Below are 19,529 nucleotides of genomic sequence, written 5' to 3'. Positions count from 1 at the left end.
GCCTCGCTGATCGCCTGTCACCGGATCCGGACACAACACGACCCGGGATGATCGCCTCATCCCGGGATCGACGAATCTGCTACGCCTTGTGCGTTTCCGGATTCGGCGCGGGCGCCGATGTCGTCGGCTGGGCCGGGGGCAGTTCCTGGGTCGGGGCCTTGGCGGGCTGTTCCGGCTTCGGTGTGCTGTCGGATTGCATCTCGCTCATCTCGCTCTTGAAGATGCGCAGCGAGCGCCCCAGGCCCCGGGCCGCGTCCGGCAGCCGCTTGGCGCCGAACAGAACCAGCACCAGCACCGCGATGATCAGCCAGTGCGTCGGGCTGAGTGAACCCATCGATAACCTCCAAAGACTGTGGTACGTCCGATGCTACCGGACCTCGTGAGACGCGAAGCCGCTCGTCAGCTCTCGTTCGCCGGGTGGCGGGCGGCGTGGTCGCGGGCCACCCGCAGCTGTGCCAGCAGGTGGGGACCCGGCCACGTCCGGGTGTCGCCGTGCTCGGCGGCCTCGATCAGTTCGGCCAAGCGGGCGTTCACCGGAGTGGGCATCCCCACCATCTTGCCCAGGTTCACGATCTCTCCGCACAGCCACCGGATCTCGGTGCGGCGGCCGCGAGCCAGATCGTCGGCCATCGACGAGCGCGCCATCGGATCCACCGCCAGCACACTGCCCGCGACCCGGGTGAACAGCGCGTCCGGCACCGTGAGCAAACGTGCCATCAGTGCGGGCGGCAGCACGGTGAGCCGGGCCGGGCGGATCCGCGCGCGCCCCATCACGGCCAGGGCCTCGGTCTGGGCCAGCGCCAGGCAGCGGCGGTAGTCGCGTTCGGCCAGCTCCTCGCGCAGCGGCCGCCCGGACAGCGCGTTGATGGGATTGTTCAGGTTCAGCAGCAGTTTCGCCCATTGCACCGCCCGCAGATCGGCATGGCGTGCCAGTTCCAGACCGGTGCGGCGCAGCAGCGGCGCGAACCGTTCCAGCGCCGCGTCGTCGGCGACGGCCAGACCGCCCTGGGTGCCGCGATGGAAGCGGCCGCCGTCGTGGTGCACGACGTTGAACATCACCATTCCGGCCAGCACCACACAGGACGGCAGGACCTCGCGGATCGCGGTGTCGTTGCCGATCCCGTTCTGCAGGCTCAGCACCACCGTGCCGGGGCGGACGCGCTCGGCGAGCTGGCGCGCGGCCGCCGCCGTCTGCGCGGACTTCACGGTGATCAGCACCAGGTCCGCCGAGTCGGCGTCGTCGGGGACGGTGGCGGTGCGGAACGCCGAGGGCGCCACGCGGTCGTCGCCGCCGTCGAGATCGGTGAGCCGCAGGCCCGCGGTCGTGATCTCGTCGAGCAGCCGGGGCCGCCCCACGAAGGTGACGTCCGCGCCCGCGGCGGCCAGCTTTCCGCCCACGAACACGCCGACGCTGCCGGCGCCGAGCACGGTCACGCGAAAGGTCACGCGGGACCGACCTCCTCGGTCACGGTGCGGTCGTACCCCGCGCCCCCCGCGTCGGCGAGCGCGGCGTAGGCGGCCAGCGCGGCGCCGGACCGCTCACGCACGGCGCTCACCAGCTCCGCCGGGCCCAGGACGGTGACGCCGGAACCGAATCCCAGCAGCAGCCGCGCCATCCAGTCCAGCGTGGCGAACCGCATGGTCGCCTCGACGCTGCCGTCCTGGTGCACGGCCACCCGGTGCATCGGGTACTGGTCGAGCACCCAGCCGTAGTCGGCGTGGACCAGCAGGCGCGCCAGCGGGATCGCGGGATCATCGGAGAACAGGTCCAGCGCCGCGGATTCGTCGGTGGCGTGGCTGGGCGGGCGCGCGGGCTCGTCCAGTTCGGCAGCCTCCTCGAGCCGATCGAACCGGAACAGCCGCACCCCCTCGGCCTCCCGGCACCAGGCCTGCAGGTAGGAGTTGTTGTCCACCAACACGATTCGGATCGGGTCGACCACCCGCTCGGATACCACGTCACGGCTGGCCGAGTAGTACACCAGGCGCAGGGCGCGGCCGTGCGCCAGCGCGGAGCGCACGGTCGTCACCGCGGGAGCCGCCACGGGCGCGGCCGGTTCGGGACCGGCCGAGCGGCCGGGGTCACCGGCGATGGCCGACTCGATCTTCGCCATCGCCGAGCGCGCGGCCGTCGGATCGACCATGCCCGGCAGGTCGGCGATCGACCGCAGGGCCACCAGCACCGCCGTGGCCTCGGTCGAGGTCAGCCGCAGCGGGCGGTCGATGCCCGCGGAGAAGGTGACCTCGATGCTCTCCTCGGAGAACGACAGGTCGATGAGATCGCCCGGCCCGTAGCCGGGCAGCCCGCACATCCACAGCTGATTCAGGTCGTTCATCAGCTGCTTGGTGGTGACGCCGAGTTCGGCGGCGGCGTCCGCGGCGCTGATGCCGGGATTGGCCAGGAAGTACGGCACCATGTTCAGCAACCGCGACAGCCGCGTGGACAACCGACTGCTCACGTGGCCCCCACTTCCGTCCCCTCGAGCACCGACCGCAGCCGGGCGATGACATCTTCGCGCAGGTCGGCCGGCGCCAGGACGAGCGCGTCGGGTCCCAGCCCGGTGAGGAGGCGCGCCAGCCAGTCCCGCGAGCGGACGGGCACCTCCACGATGGTGCCCGGGCGACCACCGAGTTCGCGTTCCTCCACGGCCGCGCCCAGCCGCCGCACGTCCTGGCCGCGGCCCTCGGCCACCCACACCGTCGCCGTGCCCGTCACCTGCGACGCGCCGGTCACCCGCGCGACGATCGCGCGCAGGTCCACGCCGTCGGGTTTGTGGACCGCGTTCTGGGGCCCGTAGGCGGTGACGTCGTCGCCGATGCGCGACAACCGGAAGGTGCGGGTGGCGTCGCGATCGCGATCGTGGCCGACCAGGTACCACCGCCCGTGATGGGTGACCACGCCCCACGGCTCCACGTCGCGCATCAGGTAGGGGGCGTTGTGCGACATGCGGTGCTCGAAGCGGACCGCGCGCCCGGCATCGACCGCCGCCAGCAACCTGCCCAGCACCGCCTCCGACCCGCGGGTGCGCGCCGGTACCGCCGGGACCGACGACAGCGCCGCGTCCGATTCGACGTGAATTCCGGCCGCCCGCAGCTTGAGTAGCGCGCCCTCGGCCGCGGTCGCGAGTTCCGGAGATTCCCACAGCTGCACGGCGACCGCTACCGCGGCCGCCTCCTCGCTGGTCAAATCGATATCGGGCAGCTCGTAGGCGTCGCGGTTGATGCGGTAGCCCTCCTGCGAGGAGTAGCGGCTCACCGGGCCGACCTCCAGCGGGATGCCGAGATCGCGCAGCTCGTTCTTGTCGCGCTCGAACATCCGGCTGAACGCCTCGTCGCTGGCGGAGTCCTCGTATCCGGCGACGCTGTCGCGGATGCGCTCCGCGGTCAGGAACTGCCGGGTCGACAACAGCGCGATGACCAGATTCATCAGCCGCTCGACCTTGGATATCGCCACGCGACACAGAGTAATCTGCCCGCGCCGACACATGCGCCCCGGCGCACGATTAAGCCATCGATTCGCCTACATCGACGCGATCGGGCGGTCCACACATTCCACCGAGCGGCATCCACGCCGCTTGCGCAGGACCGTCACATCGACGCGATCAGGCGATCCACCCGTTCGTCCACGGAGCGGCATCGACACCGCTTGCGCAGGACCGTCACATCGACGCGATCAAGCGGTCCACTCGTTCGTCCACGGAGCGGAACGGGTCCTTGCACAGGACTGTGCGCTGGGCCTGGTCGTTCAGCTTCAGGTGGACCCAGTCGACGGTGAAGTCGCGGCCCGCCTCCTGGGCGGCGGTGATGAAATCGCCGCGCAGCTTCGCGCGGGTGGTCTGCGGCGGCGTGGTGACCGCGGCGTCCACCGCCTCGTCCTCGGTGATGCGCTTGGCCAGGCCCTTGCGCTGCAGCAGGTCGAACACGCCGCGGCCGCGCTTGATGTCGTGGTAGGCCAAATCCAGCTGGGCGATCTTGGGATCGGACAGGTCCATGTTGTAGCGGTCCTGGTAGCGCTGGAACAGCTTGCGCTTGATCACCCAGTCGATCTCGGTGTCGACCTTCGCGAAATCCTGCGCCTCCACCGCGTCGAGCGTGCGGCCCCACAGGTCCACCACCGCGTCGACCTGCGGGTCGCGGTCACGATTGCGCAGGTGCTCGACCGCGCGGGCGTAGTACTCGCGCTGGATGTCCAGGGCGCTGGCCTGGCGTCCGCCCGCCAGCCGCACCGGGCGGCGGCCGGTCAGGTCGTGGCTCACCTCACGGATGGCGCGGATCGGATTGTCGAGGGCGAAGTCGCGGAACGAGACCCCGGCCTCGATCATCTCCAGCACCAGCGCCGCCGTGCCCACCTTCAGCATGGTGGTGGTCTCGGCCATGTTCGAGTCGCCGACGATGACGTGCAGGCGCCGGTACTTCTCGGCGTCGGCGTGCGGCTCGTCGCGGGTGTTGATGATCGGGCGCGACCGCGTGGTCGCCGAGGAGACGCCCTCCCAGATGTGCTCGGCCCGCTGCGACAGGCAGAACGTCGCCGCCTTCGGCGTCTGCAGCACCTTGCCGGCGCCGCAGATCAACTGCCGGGTGACCAGGAACGGCAGCAGCACGTCGGAGATGCGGGAGAACTCGCCCGCCCGCACGACCAGGAAGTTCTCGTGGCAGCCGTAGGAGTTGCCCGCCGAGTCGGTGTTGTTCTTGAACAGGTAGATGTCGCCGCCGATGCCCTCCTCCGCCAAGCGCTGCTCGGCGTCGATCAGCAGCTCCTCGAGCACCCGCTCACCGGCCCGGTCGTGGGTGACCAGCTGCACCAGGGAGTCGCACTCGGCCGTGGCGTACTCCGGGTGGGAGCCGACGTCGAGGTACAGACGGGCACCGTTGCGGAGGAACACGTTCGAGCTACGGCCCCAGGACACCACCCGGCGGAACAGATACCGGGCCACCTCGTCCGGGCTCAACCGACGGTGCCCGTGGAACGTGCACGTCACCCCGAACTCGGTCTCGATCCCCATGATTCGTCGCTGCACACCATCGACATTACAGCTATGCCCTGCCCGAAATGGGCTGTGCGCCCAAGCCGATGCAAACGGGTTCGCAACGATATTCTTGGCGACGCCTTCGGCGCCGCGGGTTTGCGGTCCCCTGTGGCTCGGTTTTCGGGGGTCACTGCTTGCTCCTTCGTCGCTTGCGCAGTGACCCCCGAAAACCGAGCCGGACCGCAAACCGGACAGGTAATCAGAAGGCGGCTTTTAGCGGGTCGACCCTTCCTGGGGCATGAGCATGCCCCCTGCATCCGTCGGGGTGCAGGGGGCATGGTCGACACGCGCTAGGCGTTGGAAGGGTCTCCCGCGCTGGGGGTTTCGGGGCCGGAGTCCTTCGGCTTCGCCTTGCTCTTACCGGTCTTCTCGTCGGTGAGCAGGGCCTCCAGCTGCGGGCCGGCGATGCGGCGGAACGACCGCCGCGGCCGGGCCTGCTCGAGTGTCGCCACCTCGAGCGTGCCGACACCGAGCACTCGCTTGTCCTTGTCGCCCTCGGGGGTGCCCTTCTGCAGCGCCTCCAAGGCCAGCTTGATCGCCGCACGCAGCTCCAGGCCGGGCTGATAGGTCTCCTTGAGCGCGCTGACGATGGGCTCGGTGTTGCCGCCCATCACCACGTAGTCGCGCTCGTCCACGATGGAGCCGTCGAAATTGACCCGGTACAGGACCGCGTTCTGCGCCTGCTCCGGATAGCCCACCTCGCCGATGCAGATCTCCACCTCGAACGGCTTGAGTTGATCGGTGAAGATCGAACCGAGCAGCGAGGCGAACATGTTCGCCAGCGCCCGGCCCGTCACGTCGCGGCGGTCGTACTGGTAGCCGCGCAGGTCGGCCTGCAGGATCCCGTGCCGGCGCAGGTTCTCGAACTCGTTGTACTTGCCGACCGCGGCGAACCCCACCCGGTCGTACAGCTCACTCACCTTGTGCAGTGTCGCCGACGGATTCTCGGCGACGAACAACACGCCCTTGTCGTACACCAACACCACGACACTGCGGCCTCGTGCGATGCCCTTGCGCGCAAGCTCGGTCTTGTCGCGCATGATCTGTTCGGCCGACGCGTAATACGGCAGTGTCATGCTGTGGCGCTCCCTTCCCGATCCGACACCCCGCGCCGCTCGACGATCGCCCGGGCGATCTCCGCCAGCCGCTCGTCCGAAACCTCCTCCGCCCCTTCGGCATTGATGGTGACCGCCGTGGGGAAGATGTTGCGCATCAGATCGGGCCCGCCGGTGGCGGTGTCGTCGTCGGAGGCGTCCAGCAGCGATTCGACGGCGATGCGCAGCGCGTTCTCCTCGTCGATGTCGCGGTGGTACGTCTTCTTGAGCGACGACTTGGCGAACATCGACCCCGAGCCGACGGCGGTGTAGCCGAAGCGCTCCTCGCTGCGTCCGCCGACCACGTCGTAGGACACGATGCGCCCGGCCCGGGCCGGGTCGGTGGCCTCGAGGTCGAAGCCGACCAGGATGGGCACCACCGCGAGGCCCTGCAGGGCCGCGGGCAGGTTGTCGCGCACCATCTTCGACAGCTTGTTGGCCTTGCCGTCGAAGGTCAGCGGGACGCCCTCGATCTTCTCGTAGTACTCGAGCTCCACGGCGAACAGCCGGATCATCTCCACCGCCACGCCCGCGGTACCGGCGATACCGGCCGCGGAGAACGTGTCGGTGATGTACACCTTCTCCATGTCCCGGCTGGCCAGCAGGTTGCCCTGGGTGGCGCGCCGGTCGCCGGCGATCAGCACCCCGCCGCGGTAGCTGACCGCGACGATGGTGGTGCCGTGCGGGGCGATGTCCTGCGACGACGCCCCCGCCGGGCCCGCGCCGGCGCGACCGAAACCGTTGCCGGGCAACAGTTCCGGCGCTACCTCACGCAGGTATTCGGAGAAGGAGGACAGGGCGTACCCCGTGTGGAGCCGCAAGGGGTCACCTGATGTCACTGGCCGCCTTTCTGAACATATGCGCGCACGAAGTCCTCCGCGTTCTCCTCGAGCACATCATCGATCTCGTCGAGCAGGTCGTCGGTGTCCTCCGCCAGCTTCTCGCGACGTTCCTGTCCGGCCGCTTCCGCGCCGACCGCCTCGTCATCCTCGTCGCCGCCACCGGCGCGCTTGGTCTGCTCTTGTGCCATAGCAGCCGACCTCCTCTGTACTGATATCGGCGAGCATCGGAGAAAATCCGATGCTCGTGCCTCAACACTACCCAGCGTCGGGGACAACTTGCCGGATTACCTCGCAATGTGGCCCGCCCGCGACCTGCGTTCCGGCCCGGCGCGCCCGACCGCGGGCACGCTAGGTGGTGAGCTGTTCGACCAGTTCGGCGGCGGTGTCGACACCGTCGAGCAGCTTCCCGACATGCGACTTGGTGCCGCGGCGGGGTTCGAGGGTGGGAATGCGCACCAGCGAGTCGCCGCCCAGGTCGAAGATCACCGAATCCCAGCTGGCGGCGGCGATGTCGGCGCCGAAGCGCCGCAGGCATTCGCCGCGGAAGTAGGCGCGCGTGTCGGTCGGCGGGGCGGTCATCGCGTCGACCACCTGCTGCTCGGACACCAGCCGCTCCATGGAACCGCGCGCCACGAGGCGGTTGTACAGGCCCTTGTCCAGCCGCACGTCGGAGTACTGCAGATCCATCAGGTGCAGTTTCGGCGCGGCCCAGCCCAGGCCCTCGCGGCTGCGCATGCCCTCGAGCAGGCGCAGTTTCGCGGTCCAGTCCAGCAGGTGGGCGGTTTCCATCGGATCGCGCTCGAGCAGGTCCAGCACGTGCGCCCACTTCTCCAGGACGTCGGTGACGCGCGCGTCGTCGGTGCCCTCGCGGCCGTGGAACTTCTCCGCCCGGTCCAGGTAGATCCGTTGCAGCGCAAGGCCGGTCAGCTCGCGGCCGTCGGCCAGCGCCACCGTGGCGCGCAGGGTGGGGTCGTGGCTGATCGTGTGCACCGCGGTGACCGGGCGGGCCAGCTGCAGATCCGACAGGTCCTCCCCCGCCTCGATCAGGTCCAGCACCAGCGCCGTGGTGCCGACCTTCAGATACGTGGACCACTCGGCCAGATTCGCGTCGCCGATGATCACGTGCAGGCGGCGGTACTTGTCGGCGTCGGCGTGCGGCTCGTCGCGGGTGTTGATGATGCCGCGCTTGAGCGTGGTCTCCAGACCGACCTCGACCTCGATGTAATCCGACCGCTGCGACAGCTGGAAACCGGCCTGGTCGCCCGACTGCCCGATCCCGACGCGCCCGGACCCCGACACCACCTGCCGGGACACGAAGAACGGCGTGAGGCCCACGATGATCTGATTGAACGGCGTGTCGCGGTTCATCAGATAGTTCTCGTGGGTGCCGTAGGAGGCGCCCTTGCCGTCGACATTGTTCTTGTACAGCTGCATGCGGGGCGCGTTCGGCACGCTGGAGGCGTAGCGGGCGGCGGCTTCCATCACGCGTTCGCCGGCCTTGTCCCAGATCACCGCGTCCAGCGGGTCGGTCACCTCGGGCGCGGAGTACTCCGGGTGGGCGTGGTCGACGTAGAGCCGGGCCCCGTTGGTGAGAATCATGTTCGCCGCGCCGACCTCGTCGGCGTCGATCACGGGGGCGGGCCCGTTGAGCCGGCCCAGATCGAAACCGCGAGCGTCGCGCAGCGGCGACTCCACCTCGTAGTCCCAGCGGGTGCGCTTGGCGCGCGGCACGCCCTCCGCCGCCGCGTACGCCAGCACCGCCTGGGTGGACGTGAGAATCGGGTTGGCCGACGGCTCGGTAGGCGTGGAGATGCCGTACTCGACCTCGATTCCGATGATGCGCTGCATGACCCGAGCCTAGGCGACCGGCGAGCGGCCGGGGCGATCCCGGGTGCGGGCGTGGCCCGCGGGTGTCGGTCTCAGGTCGTAGGCCGATGTCCTCCGGATGGCGGACGACCAGCACCATACGATCGTATGAGAATGGTCGGCATGACCGAATCGCTCGCCCGGCGCGACACGCCCGGCCCCGATCTCGCCGCGCCGCCCGCCACTCCCCGGCCCGCGCGACTGCCCGCCCTCGACGTGCTGCGCGGGATCGCCATCCTGGGCACGCTGGGTACCAACATCTGGATCCTGACCGATCCGGCGGGTCTCATCGGATATGTCCAGGACCTCGGCGGTCCGACCGGCGGCTGGGGCTGGACCGAACGGGTGCTGCAGCAGCTGGCGCAGGGCAAGTTCCTCGGCCTGCTGACCATCATGTTCGGCATCGGGCTGGCCATTCAGCAGCGGTCCGCGGTGCGGGGCGGGCGGCCCTGGCCCGGCGGTTATCCGTGGCGGGCGGCGCTGTTGTTTCTCGACGGGCTGCTGAACTTCCTGTTCGTCGCCGAGTTCGATGTGCTGATGGGGTACGCGGTCACCGGGGCGGTGGTGGCGTACCTGCTCGCGACGAGCGAGCGGGCCCAGCGCCGCTGGCTGGTCGTCGCGGCCACGGTGCACGTCGCGATGCTGACGGCCATCGCGGCGGCGATGGCGCTACCGGCACAACAGGATTCGGGCGAGGCCCGGCCGCTCGACCCTAATCCGTACGCCGACGGCTCGTTCTGGGAGCTGGCGTCGTTCCGGGTGGAGAACGCCGGGATGTTCCGGCTGGAGGCGGTTTTCGTGTTCCCGATGTCGGTCGCGCTGTTCCTGCTCGGCACGCGGCTGTTCCGGGCCGGGCTGTTCGAACCGGCGGGGCGACGGCTGCGGCGGCGGCTCATGGTGCTCGGCTTCGGGGTCGCCGCACCGCTGGATCTGGGACTGGGCCTGTGGGACGGCGATCTGGTGCTGTTCACCCGCTACGGAACCGCGCCGCTGGTCTCGCTGGGCATTCTGGCCCTGGTCGCGCAGTTCTACGTCGGCCGCGACGCCGCCGGATTCACGGGCCGCCGCTTCAGCGAGGTCGGGCGAATGGCCCTGAGCTGCTACATCCTTCAGAATCTGGTGGCCTCGGCGCTGTGCTACGGCTGGGGTCTGGGAATGGCGGCGCGCGTCTCGCCGGGCGATCGGGTGCCGTTCACGATGGCGGTCTATCTGACGGTGTGTGTAGTCATGGTGGTGTTCGCACACCTGTGGCTGCGCCTGTTCGAGCGCGGGCCGGTGGAGTGGCTGTGGCACAACAGCTATCGAGCGATCACTCGGCGGCGAGCAGCCTAGCGGTCCGCCTCGGGGAGGTCATGGGTCGCGGGCCCCGAGCCTCCTCCCCTATGGTGCCGCCGCATGGCGAACCGCTGCCGCCGACACGGCGAACCGCCAGGCATGGGCAGCTCCTTGTCACCCGGATGTGCGATCATGCGTTTTGCTCGCTCCGGTGAGATCACACGCGCCGGGTCTCCCGGGCAGTATCGCGGAATCGGTCGGAACGTCACCAGCAAACGGGGGTTGAAAGTGTCGATGCCAGAGGCGCGATCGATGCCGCACGAACAGCCGAAATCAGTAGCGGACCAGACCCCAGCGACCGTACTCGCCGACCCGACACCCCATCGATCGAGTACGAACGAGGAGCACAGCCCCGTTCTCGGCGGCGCGGCACCACATGCGCCGGGCACAACCGAGCAGCACAACGCCGCGACACCACATGCGCCAGGAGACACGGCCGTGCAGCGCGCCGCCGTACTCGCCGACGCGACACCACATGGGCCAGGCACGAGCGGGCCGCACAGCGCGGCACCACATGCGCCAGGCACCACAGGGCAGCACAACCCCGCACTCGACGACGCGACACCACATGGGCCAGGTACGGCCGGGCGGCACGGCAGCGTTCTCGGTGGCGCGGGAGCGCACGGGGCAGGCGCGGGCGGGGAGCGCACGTCTCACCCGGGTGCGCGGATGTGGTCGACGTATGTGCTGGCCGGGTTGCTGGCGCTCGGGCTGGTGTTCGCGGGGCCGATCGCGGGGTGGTTCGGCTCCGGTGCCGAATTGCGGACGGGCGCAACGGTATTTACTGGCATTTTCGTGCAAGCCGTGCCGTTTCTGGTACTCGGCGTGGTGGTCAGCGGCGGTATCGCGGCCTTCGTGTCCCCCGATCTGCTGCGGAAGCTGCTGCCGCGCAACGAGTCCGCGGCCATCGGCGTGGCGGGGCTGGCGGGGGTCGCCCTGCCGGGGTGCGAATGCGGCGCCGTGCCGGTCTCGCGCAGGCTGATGGATCAGGGCGCGCCCAGCGCCGCGGCGTTCGCCTTCCTGCTGTCGGCGCCCGCGGTCAATCCGGTCGTGCTGATCGCGACGGCGGTGGCCTTCCCCGGCGAGCCGGGCATGGTCGCCGCGCGGTTCACCGGTTCCCTGGCCACCGCGCTGGTGATGGGTTTCCTCTGGGCCCGGTTCGGGCGGCCGGAATGGTTCACCGCGCAACCGCGCGGGCACGAGCACTGGTCGCCCGGCCGCTCCCGCTGGCAGGTGTTCACCGAGGCCGCACGGCACGACTTCCTGCAAGCCGCGGCGTTTCTGGTGGTCGGGGCCGCCGCCGCGGCCGCACTGCACGTGCTGGTCCCGGCCGACTGGTATCGGAGCCTGGCCGGGCAGATGCTGGTGTCGATCCTGGTGCTCGCGCTGCTGGCGGTGCTGCTGGCGCTCTGCTCGGAGGCCGACGCCTTCGTGGCTGCGAGCATGTCCAGCCTGCCGCTGCTGCCCCGGCTGGTGTTCCTCGTCGTCGGCCCCGCGGTGGACGTGAAACTGGCCGCGATGCAGGCCGGGACCTTCGGCCGCCGGTTCGCCCTGCGCTTCGCACCCGTGACCTTCGCCGTGGCGACCGGCTGCGGCGCCCTGGCCGGGCTGATCTTCCTGGGGGCGCGATGAACCGCGTGACACAGAACTTCGTCCTGCTGCTGATCGGCGGCGCCGTGCTGAAGATCGCGCTCGACGACACCTATCTGCGCTACGTCAAACCCGGCCTGCAGCCGTATCTGATCGCCAGCGGCGCGGCATTGACGCTCCTGGCCTTGGTGGTGATCGGCCGCGATATCAGAACCGGCTGGGCCGCAGCCGATTCCGACCATCACCCGGGCCGTTCGCAATGGCTGCTGCTGGCGCCGATCGCGGCCCTGCTGATCGTGGTGCCGCCCGCGCTGGGCGCCGGTTCGGTGCAGTCCGGGAGCACCGCGCAGGCCAGCGTCGGCGCACCCGCGGGCACCGACGACGGGAAATTCCCCTTCGGCCCGCTGCCCGCCGGTGTGGCCCCGACGATCCGCATGTACGACCTGATCGACCGCGCCTCCTACGATTCCAGCGGTGAACTCGACCGCCGCGAGGTCACCGTCATCGGCTTCATCGTGCGCACCGACAACGACGGCGCACCCCGTCCCGACGGCAGCCGGGCGGGCGTCGACCTGGCGCGGCTGGTGATCACCTGCTGCGTCGCCGACGCCCAGCTGCTGCGCGTCCACCTCACCGGCCTGGACGACCCGCCGCCGGACGACACCTGGGTCTCGGTGCGCGGCAAGGTCGAACCGAACAGCGCCCGCCCCGAAACCCAGATGACGCCGACATTCCGGGTGGCCGAATGGCATCCGGTCCGCACCCCGGCCCGCGTCTACGGCTGACCGCGCGCACCGGGCCGCCCGCTACGTCGATTTCGCGTGCACGGAGCTGATCCGGCCGTACGCGTCGAACTCGACGGTGCCGAAGATGTCCGGACCGGTGAACGTCAGATGGCGGCGCGTCGCGTCGAGGTCGGCGACGAGGCCGCGGCGGCGCAGGTAGCTGCGCACCGCGCGGCGTTGATCCGACAGCGTCAGCCCGGCCGCGGCCCGGGTCAGAATCGCGGCGAGGCGGGCCGGTTCGGGCTGGGGCAACCGGAATTCGGGGTGCTCCACCAGGAATGCCGCGCGGGCGCCGTCGTGGCCGACCACCGCGCTGTACCCGCTCCAGCGGCCGGTGATGATCTTCGCGGCCTCCATCAGTACCCCGACCACCTGCGGCGGCTCGGGACTCGCCCCGGACACCGTGGCGAACGGCAGCTCCGCGGTGGCCAATTCGGCGATCCGGTGCTGAACGCCGAAGTACCGCACCGCTTCCGCCACCTCGGTGACCGGCGCCGGAAATCCGCGTGGGTTCGCCCACGACCACAGCCAGGACCCCGCCTCGGGCGCGGCGGTCCCGAGCAGATGGAATTCGGTGCACACGAACGTCGCGCCCGCGCCGACGAACTCGAGCCGGCCACCGCTCACGTCACACCGCCAGGAATGCTCCCCGAGCAGGTCGGTCAGATGCATCTGGTGCTCCAGCGACAGCAGCGCGGCGTCGTCGAGCAGATCGGTCAGGGTCGGTGACAGGGGCACGCTGGGAGATTAGTAAAACCGACCGCCCAGCACCACACGAGCCGGGCGATCGAGTCACGAAACCTGCTGCACGCGCGGCGTATCCGCCCGCTCCAGCAGATCCGCGACCATCGTATCGCGCTGCAGCGGAACGCCGAGACCGCGCGCATTGCCCTCGAAGATCGCCAGCACCGACGCCGACACAATGCCCTCGACCTGCTCGGAGGTCAGCGAGGTCGCCGGATCCGCGCGCCAGCCCTCGACAACGCCGTCGACGAAGCCGATGATGCCCAGCGCCATCGGCCGCGCCCGGTCGGTCTCGATCCCGAAGCGCGCCAGCGTGACAGCGAACAGATCCGACAGCTGCCCGCCGATCCGATCGCGGGCCCCGGCCAGCGCCTGCGACGAATCACCCTGCGGCGCAGCGCCGGACAGGAATCGGTGCAGCTGCGGATGCCGGGCCACCCAGCCGACATAGGTACCCACCGCGCCGCGCACGGCGTCCCTCACCGTTCCGTCCGCGCGCAGCGTCGGCAGCAACTCCGCCAGCAGCGACTCCAGGATGCGCCGCCGGATCTGCTCGTCCAGGTCGGCGCGGCCGTCGAAATGCCGGTATACCACCGGGCGCGGCAGCCGCAGGCGGTCGGCGATCTGCTGCACCGACACCTCGACGCCGTGCTCCTCGATCACCGCGACCGCGGCATCCAGGACGTCGGCCCGCCGCTGCTCCTTGTGGCCGCTCCAGCGGGTGCTGCGGCCGTCGACGGCGGCTCCGGTCTGCCGCGCTCCGGACTTTCCGCTGGTCTTGGTCACACCGCAACGATACCCGCCGGACTATTGACCGATACAAGCTGTCTCATTAATCTGAGTGTTACAACATGTATCAGTAATCGAGCGAATGAGAGAGCCGTCATGGACAATGCCGTCGTGCCGCCTCGGGGTACCGCGTCGCTCCCCGCGGAGTCCTTCGCGCAGCGCCTGCTCACCGGCTCGGTGCGCAAGTCCTACGACCCGGTGGTCGATCTGGATTGGGACGCGCCGCTGGACCCGGAGAAACTGTTCCTGCCGCCGGAGGTGGTCTCGCTCTACGGCACGGCGCTGTGGGATGCGATGACGCCGCAGCAGCGCCGGGAGCTGTCGCGGCAGGAGCTCGCGAATGTGCTGTCGGTCGGGATCTGGTTCGAGAACCTGCTCAACCGGCTGCTGCTGCGGGAATTGATGAACGGCGACCCGACCACGCGCCAGTCGCACTACACGCTCACCGAGATGGGCGACGAGTGCCGGCACATGATGATGTTCGGCAAACTCATCGACCGGATCGAGGCGCGGCCCTACTGGCCGAAACCACCTGCGCGGCTGGTCATCTCGTCGTTGCAGCTGTTCCTGCGCGGGTCGATGACCTGGGTGGGCGCGCTGGTCGGTGAGGAGATCTTCGACGCGCTGCAGCGGCGCACCCTCGACGATCCGCAGTTGCAGCCGCTGGTGTCGCGGGTGATGCGCATCCATGTCACGGAGGAGGCGCGCCATATCGGGTTCGCGCGCGACGCGCTGGCGCGGCGGGCGCCGACCATGTCGCGGGCCGAATCGGCTTATACGCGGTTGTGTGTCGCGATCGCGGCGCCGTTGTTCGTCCACCTGATGACCAACCGGCACATGTACGACCGGGCCGGGCTGGACGGACGGGCGGCGCGGCGGGTGGCGCGCGCCAATCCGCATGCCAAGCGGGCGCTGGGCACCGGAGCGGCGAATCTCGGTGCGTTCCTGGACAAGCAGGGGCTAATCGGTCCGGCCGGCAAGTGGTTGTGGCGGCGGCAAGGGCTGCTGTGAGTGCCGACATCGTCATCGTGGGGGCCGGTTTCGGCGGGATAGCCCTCGCGCGGGAGTTGCGCCGGGCGGGTATCGAGGATTTCGTCGTGCTGGCGCGCGGCGACGACCTCATTGAGGCCGAGGGTGCGGACCGCTGCTCCCACTGCGGCCGGGAGATCGCGCCCCGATTCCGGGCCTCGCTCGGGACGCGGCTGTTCGCCCGGGGCGAGGTTCGCGAAGACCTGCGGCGCACAGTCGAACGCGACGGTCTGCGCCCGCATATCCGGGTGGGGTCGGCGGTGGCGGCTCTGGAATTCGACGAGGCCACCGACCGCTGGGACGTCCGCACCGCCGCCGGGCTGCAGTGGCGTCCACGGCTGCTGGTGTCGGCGGTCGGACCGCTGCACGATCCGGCGCGGTTCGCCCGGCAGCCCATCACGGGCCGGGGCGGGCGGACGCTCGCGGAGGCGTGGAGCGCCGGGCCGGAAGCGTTCCTCGGCACGACGGTGCACGGATTCCCGAACCTGTTTCTCGTGGCCGGGCCGAATTCCCTTGGCGGGCACCGTCGCACCGGTGCCGTGCTCGAGGCCCAGGCCGGGTATGTCCGGCGATGCATGCAGCTGATGCGGCGGGCGGCGGCCGATCGGATCGAGGTGCGGGCGGCCACCCAACACGAGTTCAATCGGCGGCTGCGGGCGAGGGCGGCGGCCGCGGCGAGTGGTGGTTCCGGCGCGTACCGCGACTCGGACGGCGTCGATCGGGTCGCCTGGCCGGGGTCGAGCGCGTCGTATCGGCGGGCGGTCCGACGCCCCGACCCGAGGCATTTCGATCTGACGGTTTCCGCGGAACGGGAAGCGGCACACGAGTATTCGGGTCCGGCCAGACTGGACGCGCCCGGTGCCGAGCTGCCGGTGACGGTGACCCTGAACGGCCATCCGGATCCGATCGACGGCCGGTACCACTGGTACGGCCGGGTGTCCGCCGCGAACCCGGCGGATCTCCCCGATCCGGGACGCGGACACGTCCGGCTCACACTGCCCGGCGGTGTTCCGGTGGACGCGACGCTGCAGGAGCGTGATCCGTGGGGCAATCTGCGTATCGCCGGGGTGGGCGCTCCGCCGTTTCCGCTGGAGTCCGCCCCGATCCGGTGACGCGCGGTGTGCGGGCGAAAGACGTCCGGCGGCAACGCAACTCGGTGCGCACGGAGAGCGGCGAACCGCTGAGGGATCCCCGTGCGCACCGATGTCTCAGCCGGGCACCTTGTCCAGGAAGCCGTGGACCTGGGCGATGCGGCCCTGCTCGAGAACGATCACGTCGAAGCCCACCACCAGCGCCTCGGCGCCGGGGGCGCCGAGATTCCAGGTGAACCGGGCGATGCCGTGGTGGCCGTCGACCCGCTCGCCCAAGGTGAATCGCAGGCCCGCGAACTGCTGTTGCGCTCCGGACACCACCTGGTCGATGGCATCGAGTCCGGTCACCGCGGCCAGCGGGTCGGTGTAGGTGGCGTCCGGCGTGTACACCTCCGCGAGCAGGGCCCGCCGCTTGTCCGCGTCCTGTTCGTTCCAGGAGTCGATGTAGCGCTGTGCGATGGTCTCGTATTCGGTGGTTTCGTATTCGCTCATGAGAACAGCATCCGCGACCGGATGCCGGGAGTCGATTACGCGTCAGGTAATCGTCGCGGGCGCCGATTGCGTTGCGCGGCAACCGTGCTCGCACACTAGAGCACCGACTTCAGGGTCTGCTCGTCGCGCGCCACCACCGCGTGACCGTCCGGGGTGGCGATGATCGGCCGCTGTATGAGTTTGGGATGGTGCGCCAGTGTCTCGATCCAGTGCTCGCGGTCGGCGGGCGTGCGTGACCAGCCCGGCATGCCCAGTTCCTTCGCCTCGGCCTCGCCGGTGCGAGTGATGTCCCACGGCTCCAGCCCCAGCTTGCCCAGCACGGCGCGCAGTTCCTCGACCCCCGGCGGTTCCTCGAGATACCGGCGCTCGGTATAGGCGATGCCCGCCTCGTCCAGCGCCGCCTTCGCCGCCCGGCTCTTCGTGCACCGCGGATTGTGCCAGATCTCCATCTGCTCTCCTGCCATGCTCGAACGATACCGAGCGACACCCCGCCCGCCCCGGGCGTCCTCACCACCTCCGTCCCCCGCCGCCGATGATCACCGCGGCCTCGGTCGACGGGCGGCCACCAACAAACCACGCGGCCACACCCACAACAAACCACGCGGCCAGTGCCGGTGGACCGGCACTGGCCGCGTGACCGGGTGAGGGGGCGTCAGCCGCGGCGGCGGCGGGCGCCGCCGTTGGTGCGGGAGAAACCGGCGAGGCCGCCGGTGCTGCCCGCGGGGGATGCGCCGCGACCGGTGGCACGGGTCGTGGCGCGGGGGGTGGTGCCGGTGGACTGGCCTTGGCGGCGGCTGGCGTGGCCGCTCCCGGCCGGAGCCGACCCGGTGGTGTGCTCGCTGCGGCGACCCGAATGCCGCTGGGCGACATCGCCGTTGCGGCCGTGGTCCGACGCGGAGCCGCCGCGGCGGTAGTCGGATCGGGCGCTCGGGTTGCCGCGGCCTCGGTCGGCGGCCTCGGCGCCGCGGCCGTTGCGCGTACCGCGCTGCTCACCCGCCGCCGGCGCTCCGGCGCCACGCCCGGCCGGTCGGCCGTGGCCGCGGGTCTCGGCGTGCACGTCGGCGCGCCGCTCGCCCTTCGGCGACGAGCCACGGCGGCCACGCTGCTCGCCGGCGGCGGCCCGCTCCCCACTCGCGGGCCCGCGGCGGCGTCCTGCCGCACCGTCACCCCGAGGCCCTCGGCCCGGACCGGTCGGTCCGGATGCCTGCCGCGGTGCGGGCACGGCGGTGACCAGCGGAGCGACCGTACCGACCAGCCCGGCCACCGCGGCCGACTCGGCCGTAACCCGTTGCGGCTGTACGGAGATGGTGGCCTTGCGCATCAGCGCCGCCATATCCTTGCGCTGTTCGGGCAGCACGATGGTCACCACGTCGCCGGTGCTCCCGGCGCGGGCGGTGCGGCCCGAGCGATGCAGGTATGCCTTGTGCTCCGCCGGCGGGTCCACGTGCACGACGAGTTCGACGTCGTCGACGTGCACGCCGCGGGCGGCCACATCCGTGGCGACCAGGACCTTGGCGTCGCCCGACGCGAAGACCGCGAGGTTGCGGTCGCGCGCCGCCTGGGCGAGGTTGCCGTGCAGGTCGACCGCGGGGATACCGGCGGCGGTCAGGGTCTTGGCCAGCCTGCGCGCCTGGTGCTTGGTGCGCATGAACAGAATTCGGCGGCCGGTGCCGGAGGCCAGCTTGTGCACGAGGTCCTTCTTGACCTCCTGGCTGCCCACCTCGAACACGTGGTGGGTCATGGCGGCGACGGGCGAATTGGCCTCGTCCACCGAATGCAGCACTGCCTTCGGCAGGAACCGCGCGACCAGCTTGTCGACCCCATTGTCGAGAGTCGCCGAGAACAGCAGCCGCTGCCCGCCCGCCGGCGTCGCGGCGAGGATGCGGGTCACCGACGGGAGGAAGCCGAGGTCGGCCATGTGGTCGGCCTCGTCGATCACGGTGATCTCGACGGCGTCGAGGGCGATGAGCCGCTGCCGCATCAGATCCTCGAGTCGCCCGGGGCAGGCGACGACGATGTCGACACCGGCCTGCAGTGCGCGCACCTGCCGATGCTGCGGCACACCACCGAACACAGTGGTCACCCGCATCGAGTACGGCGCGGTCAGCGGCTCCAGCGCGGCGGCGATCTGGGTGGCCAGTTCCCTGGTCGGTGCCAGGATCAGCCCGAGCGGGGTGTTCGGACGGCGACGCCCGGCGAGTTCGCCGGCCAGCCGCGCCACGGTCGGGATCGCGAACGCCAGGGTCTTGCCGCTGCCGGTCTTGCCCCGGCCCAGCACATCGCGCCCGGCGAGGGTGTCGGGCAGGGTGTCGGCCTGGATCGGGAACGGTTCGGTGATACCGGCCCGGTGCAGCGCCCGCACCAGCGGGTCACGCACGCCGAGCGCGGCGAAGGAGGGAGCGGTCGATCCGCTCGGGGACATCGATGAATTCACAGGAATTGCAGTGTCTTTCGGGCAAGGGTGCCCGCGTCGCGCAGCGTGATGCGGATCCGCGCCGGGGCACTCGGTGGCGAAATTGCCGATGGGCAATATCGGTATCGCCGCAAGGAAAGCCGGTGCCACACAGCTGGGCGCTGGAGCGTAGGGATAGCAATCTACGACGCCGGGTGTGCGTCACACCCTGGCCCATAGTGTAGCTCGAGGCTTGCCGGGACCACGACCGGGTGTCGCCATCGTCACGCCGGGCCGATCCGGGACGGCACGCACGACCCTGCCGAGTCGTGATCTTGTTTCACGTGAAACCGTTGTGGCACAACAACTTTCGCGAAATCGGAATGCCGAGCAGCGGGCCGCTGGACGGAAGAAGCAGACCTGCCGCGGGCCGGGCACTCGAGGTCACGATGGGAT

At 70.3% G+C, this 19,529-nt stretch carries 19 protein-coding genes; 5 read left to right on the top strand and 14 right to left on the bottom strand.

The genetic code is table 11. The features are described 5' to 3' along the window. Positions 1 to 79: 79 nt before the first annotated feature. The 9 genes from tatA to dop form a co-directional block, all read right to left on the bottom strand. Positions 80 to 334, bottom strand: coding sequence for a Sec-independent protein translocase subunit TatA (gene tatA / locus NWFMUON74_RS15945; protein ID WP_187688562.1), 255 nt, complete (start codon positions 332 to 334; stop codon positions 80 to 82). 65 nt (positions 335 to 399) lie between these two features. Further along, complete coding sequence (locus NWFMUON74_RS15940) at positions 400 to 1,446, bottom strand: 2-dehydropantoate 2-reductase (RefSeq protein WP_187688561.1); 1,047 nt, start codon at positions 1,444 to 1,446, stop codon at positions 400 to 402. Then, the gene (locus tag NWFMUON74_RS15935) at positions 1,443 to 2,456 is read right to left on the bottom strand and encodes a helix-turn-helix transcriptional regulator (protein WP_187688560.1); all 1,014 of its coding nucleotides are present in this window, start codon (positions 2,454 to 2,456) and stop codon (positions 1,443 to 1,445) included. The genes NWFMUON74_RS15940 and NWFMUON74_RS15935 overlap by 4 nt, the downstream gene beginning before the upstream one ends. Continuing rightward, positions 2,453 to 3,451, bottom strand: a complete 999-nt coding sequence (locus tag NWFMUON74_RS15930) for a helix-turn-helix transcriptional regulator (protein ID WP_187688559.1) — start codon at positions 3,449 to 3,451, stop codon at positions 2,453 to 2,455. Before NWFMUON74_RS15930 ends, NWFMUON74_RS15935 begins: the two co-directional genes overlap by 4 nt. A 205-nt stretch (positions 3,452 to 3,656) precedes the next feature. Continuing rightward, a complete protein-coding gene (pafA, locus tag NWFMUON74_RS15925) occupies positions 3,657 to 5,015 on the bottom strand; it encodes a Pup--protein ligase (protein WP_187688558.1) in 1,359 nt (452 codons plus the stop codon). A gap of 299 nt (positions 5,016 to 5,314) precedes the next feature. Next, positions 5,315 to 6,100 carry a proteasome subunit alpha gene (gene prcA / locus NWFMUON74_RS15920; protein WP_187688557.1) on the bottom strand — a complete coding sequence of 262 codons (786 nt, stop codon included), beginning with the start codon at positions 6,098 to 6,100 and terminating at the stop codon, positions 5,315 to 5,317. Next, the gene (gene prcB, locus NWFMUON74_RS15915) at positions 6,097 to 6,978 is read right to left on the bottom strand and encodes a proteasome subunit beta (RefSeq protein ID WP_187689194.1); all 882 of its coding nucleotides are present in this window, start codon (positions 6,976 to 6,978) and stop codon (positions 6,097 to 6,099) included. The genes prcA and prcB overlap by 4 nt, the downstream gene beginning before the upstream one ends. Beyond that, the gene (locus tag NWFMUON74_RS15910) at positions 6,954 to 7,148 is read right to left on the bottom strand and encodes a ubiquitin-like protein Pup (RefSeq protein ID WP_187688556.1); all 195 of its coding nucleotides are present in this window, start codon (positions 7,146 to 7,148) and stop codon (positions 6,954 to 6,956) included. Before NWFMUON74_RS15910 ends, prcB begins: the two co-directional genes overlap by 25 nt. Before the next feature lie 160 nt (positions 7,149 to 7,308). Continuing rightward, a complete protein-coding gene (dop, locus tag NWFMUON74_RS15905) occupies positions 7,309 to 8,808 on the bottom strand; it encodes a depupylase/deamidase Dop (RefSeq protein ID WP_187688555.1) in 1,500 nt (499 codons plus the stop codon). Positions 8,809 to 8,949: 141 nt separating this feature from the next. Here dop and NWFMUON74_RS15900 point away from each other — a divergent pair, with 141 nt between their 5' ends. The 3 genes from NWFMUON74_RS15900 (at position 8,950) to NWFMUON74_RS15890 (ending at position 12,536) form a co-directional block, all read left to right on the top strand. Next, positions 8,950 to 10,158, top strand: coding sequence for a DUF418 domain-containing protein (locus NWFMUON74_RS15900; protein ID WP_187688554.1), 1,209 nt, complete (start codon positions 8,950 to 8,952; stop codon positions 10,156 to 10,158). A 672-nt stretch (positions 10,159 to 10,830) separates the two neighbouring features. Continuing rightward, positions 10,831 to 11,793, top strand: coding sequence for a permease (locus NWFMUON74_RS15895; protein WP_187688553.1), 963 nt, complete (start codon positions 10,831 to 10,833; stop codon positions 11,791 to 11,793). Beyond that, positions 11,790 to 12,536: a TIGR03943 family putative permease subunit gene (locus NWFMUON74_RS15890; protein WP_187688552.1), complete on the top strand. Its 747-nt coding sequence runs from the start codon at positions 11,790 to 11,792 to the stop codon at positions 12,534 to 12,536. The genes NWFMUON74_RS15895 and NWFMUON74_RS15890 overlap by 4 nt, the downstream gene beginning before the upstream one ends. Positions 12,537 to 12,557: 21 nt before the next feature. Here NWFMUON74_RS15890 and NWFMUON74_RS15885 read toward each other — a convergent pair whose 3' ends face one another. After that, positions 12,558 to 13,274: a DUF6882 domain-containing protein gene (locus NWFMUON74_RS15885; RefSeq protein WP_187688551.1), complete on the bottom strand. Its 717-nt coding sequence runs from the start codon at positions 13,272 to 13,274 to the stop codon at positions 12,558 to 12,560. 54 nt (positions 13,275 to 13,328) lie between these two features. Further along, the gene (locus NWFMUON74_RS15880) at positions 13,329 to 14,066 is read right to left on the bottom strand and encodes a TetR/AcrR family transcriptional regulator (protein WP_187688550.1); all 738 of its coding nucleotides are present in this window, start codon (positions 14,064 to 14,066) and stop codon (positions 13,329 to 13,331) included. Between the two features lie 99 nt (positions 14,067 to 14,165). On the opposite strand from NWFMUON74_RS15880, the gene NWFMUON74_RS15875 reads away from it, so the two are divergent. Together NWFMUON74_RS15875 and NWFMUON74_RS15870 are read left to right on the top strand one after the other, a co-directional pair. Further along, a complete protein-coding gene (locus tag NWFMUON74_RS15875) occupies positions 14,166 to 15,080 on the top strand; it encodes an AurF N-oxygenase family protein (protein WP_187688549.1) in 915 nt (304 codons plus the stop codon). Next, positions 15,077 to 16,210 carry a DUF4873 domain-containing protein gene (locus NWFMUON74_RS15870; RefSeq protein ID WP_187688548.1) on the top strand — a complete coding sequence of 378 codons (1,134 nt, stop codon included), beginning with the start codon at positions 15,077 to 15,079 and terminating at the stop codon, positions 16,208 to 16,210. The genes NWFMUON74_RS15875 and NWFMUON74_RS15870 overlap by 4 nt, the downstream gene beginning before the upstream one ends. Before the next feature lie 96 nt (positions 16,211 to 16,306). Here NWFMUON74_RS15870 and NWFMUON74_RS15865 read toward each other — a convergent pair whose 3' ends face one another. The 3 genes from NWFMUON74_RS15865 to NWFMUON74_RS15855 form a co-directional block, all read right to left on the bottom strand. Then, positions 16,307 to 16,681: a nuclear transport factor 2 family protein gene (locus tag NWFMUON74_RS15865; protein WP_187688547.1), complete on the bottom strand. Its 375-nt coding sequence runs from the start codon at positions 16,679 to 16,681 to the stop codon at positions 16,307 to 16,309. 95 nt (positions 16,682 to 16,776) lie between these two features. Further along, positions 16,777 to 17,145: an arsenate reductase family protein gene (locus tag NWFMUON74_RS15860; protein ID WP_232111051.1), complete on the bottom strand. Its 369-nt coding sequence runs from the start codon at positions 17,143 to 17,145 to the stop codon at positions 16,777 to 16,779. 188 nt (positions 17,146 to 17,333) lie between these two features. Continuing rightward, a complete protein-coding gene (locus tag NWFMUON74_RS15855; protein WP_187688546.1) occupies positions 17,334 to 19,103 on the bottom strand; it encodes a DEAD/DEAH box helicase in 1,770 nt (589 codons plus the stop codon). Positions 19,104 to 19,529: the final 426 nt, after the last annotated feature.

Source organism: Nocardia wallacei, assembly GCF_014466955.1.
GTDB lineage: Bacteria > Actinomycetota > Actinomycetes > Mycobacteriales > Mycobacteriaceae > Nocardia > Nocardia wallacei.
This window is presented reverse-complemented; position numbering and strand designations above follow the sequence as displayed.

What these genes read in the sequence shown, in the direction of transcription:
- NWFMUON74_RS15895 (WP_187688553.1), top strand. Translation starts at nt 10,831, where the DNA reads ATGTGGTCGACGTATGTGCTGGCCGGGTTGCTGGCGCTCGGGCTGGTG.
- NWFMUON74_RS15865 (WP_187688547.1), bottom strand. Translation starts at nt 16,681, where the DNA reads ATGAGCGAATACGAAACCACCGAATACGAGACCATCGCACAGCGCTAC.
- NWFMUON74_RS15890 (WP_187688552.1), top strand. Translation starts at nt 11,790, where the DNA reads ATGAACCGCGTGACACAGAACTTCGTCCTGCTGCTGATCGGCGGCGCC.
- NWFMUON74_RS15855 (WP_187688546.1), bottom strand. Translation starts at nt 19,103, where the DNA reads ATGTCCCCGAGCGGATCGACCGCTCCCTCCTTCGCCGCGCTCGGCGTG.
- dop (WP_187688555.1), bottom strand. Translation starts at nt 8,808, where the DNA reads ATGCAGCGCATCATCGGAATCGAGGTCGAGTACGGCATCTCCACGCCT.
- NWFMUON74_RS15910 (WP_187688556.1), bottom strand. Translation starts at nt 7,148, where the DNA reads ATGGCACAAGAGCAGACCAAGCGCGCCGGTGGCGGCGACGAGGATGAC.
- prcA (WP_187688557.1), bottom strand. Translation starts at nt 6,100, where the DNA reads ATGACACTGCCGTATTACGCGTCGGCCGAACAGATCATGCGCGACAAG.
- NWFMUON74_RS15900 (WP_187688554.1), top strand. Translation starts at nt 8,950, where the DNA reads ATGACCGAATCGCTCGCCCGGCGCGACACGCCCGGCCCCGATCTCGCC.
- NWFMUON74_RS15875 (WP_187688549.1), top strand. Translation starts at nt 14,166, where the DNA reads ATGGACAATGCCGTCGTGCCGCCTCGGGGTACCGCGTCGCTCCCCGCG.
- NWFMUON74_RS15860 (WP_232111051.1), bottom strand. Translation starts at nt 17,145, where the DNA reads ATGGCAGGAGAGCAGATGGAGATCTGGCACAATCCGCGGTGCACGAAG.
- tatA (WP_187688562.1), bottom strand. Translation starts at nt 334, where the DNA reads ATGGGTTCACTCAGCCCGACGCACTGGCTGATCATCGCGGTGCTGGTG.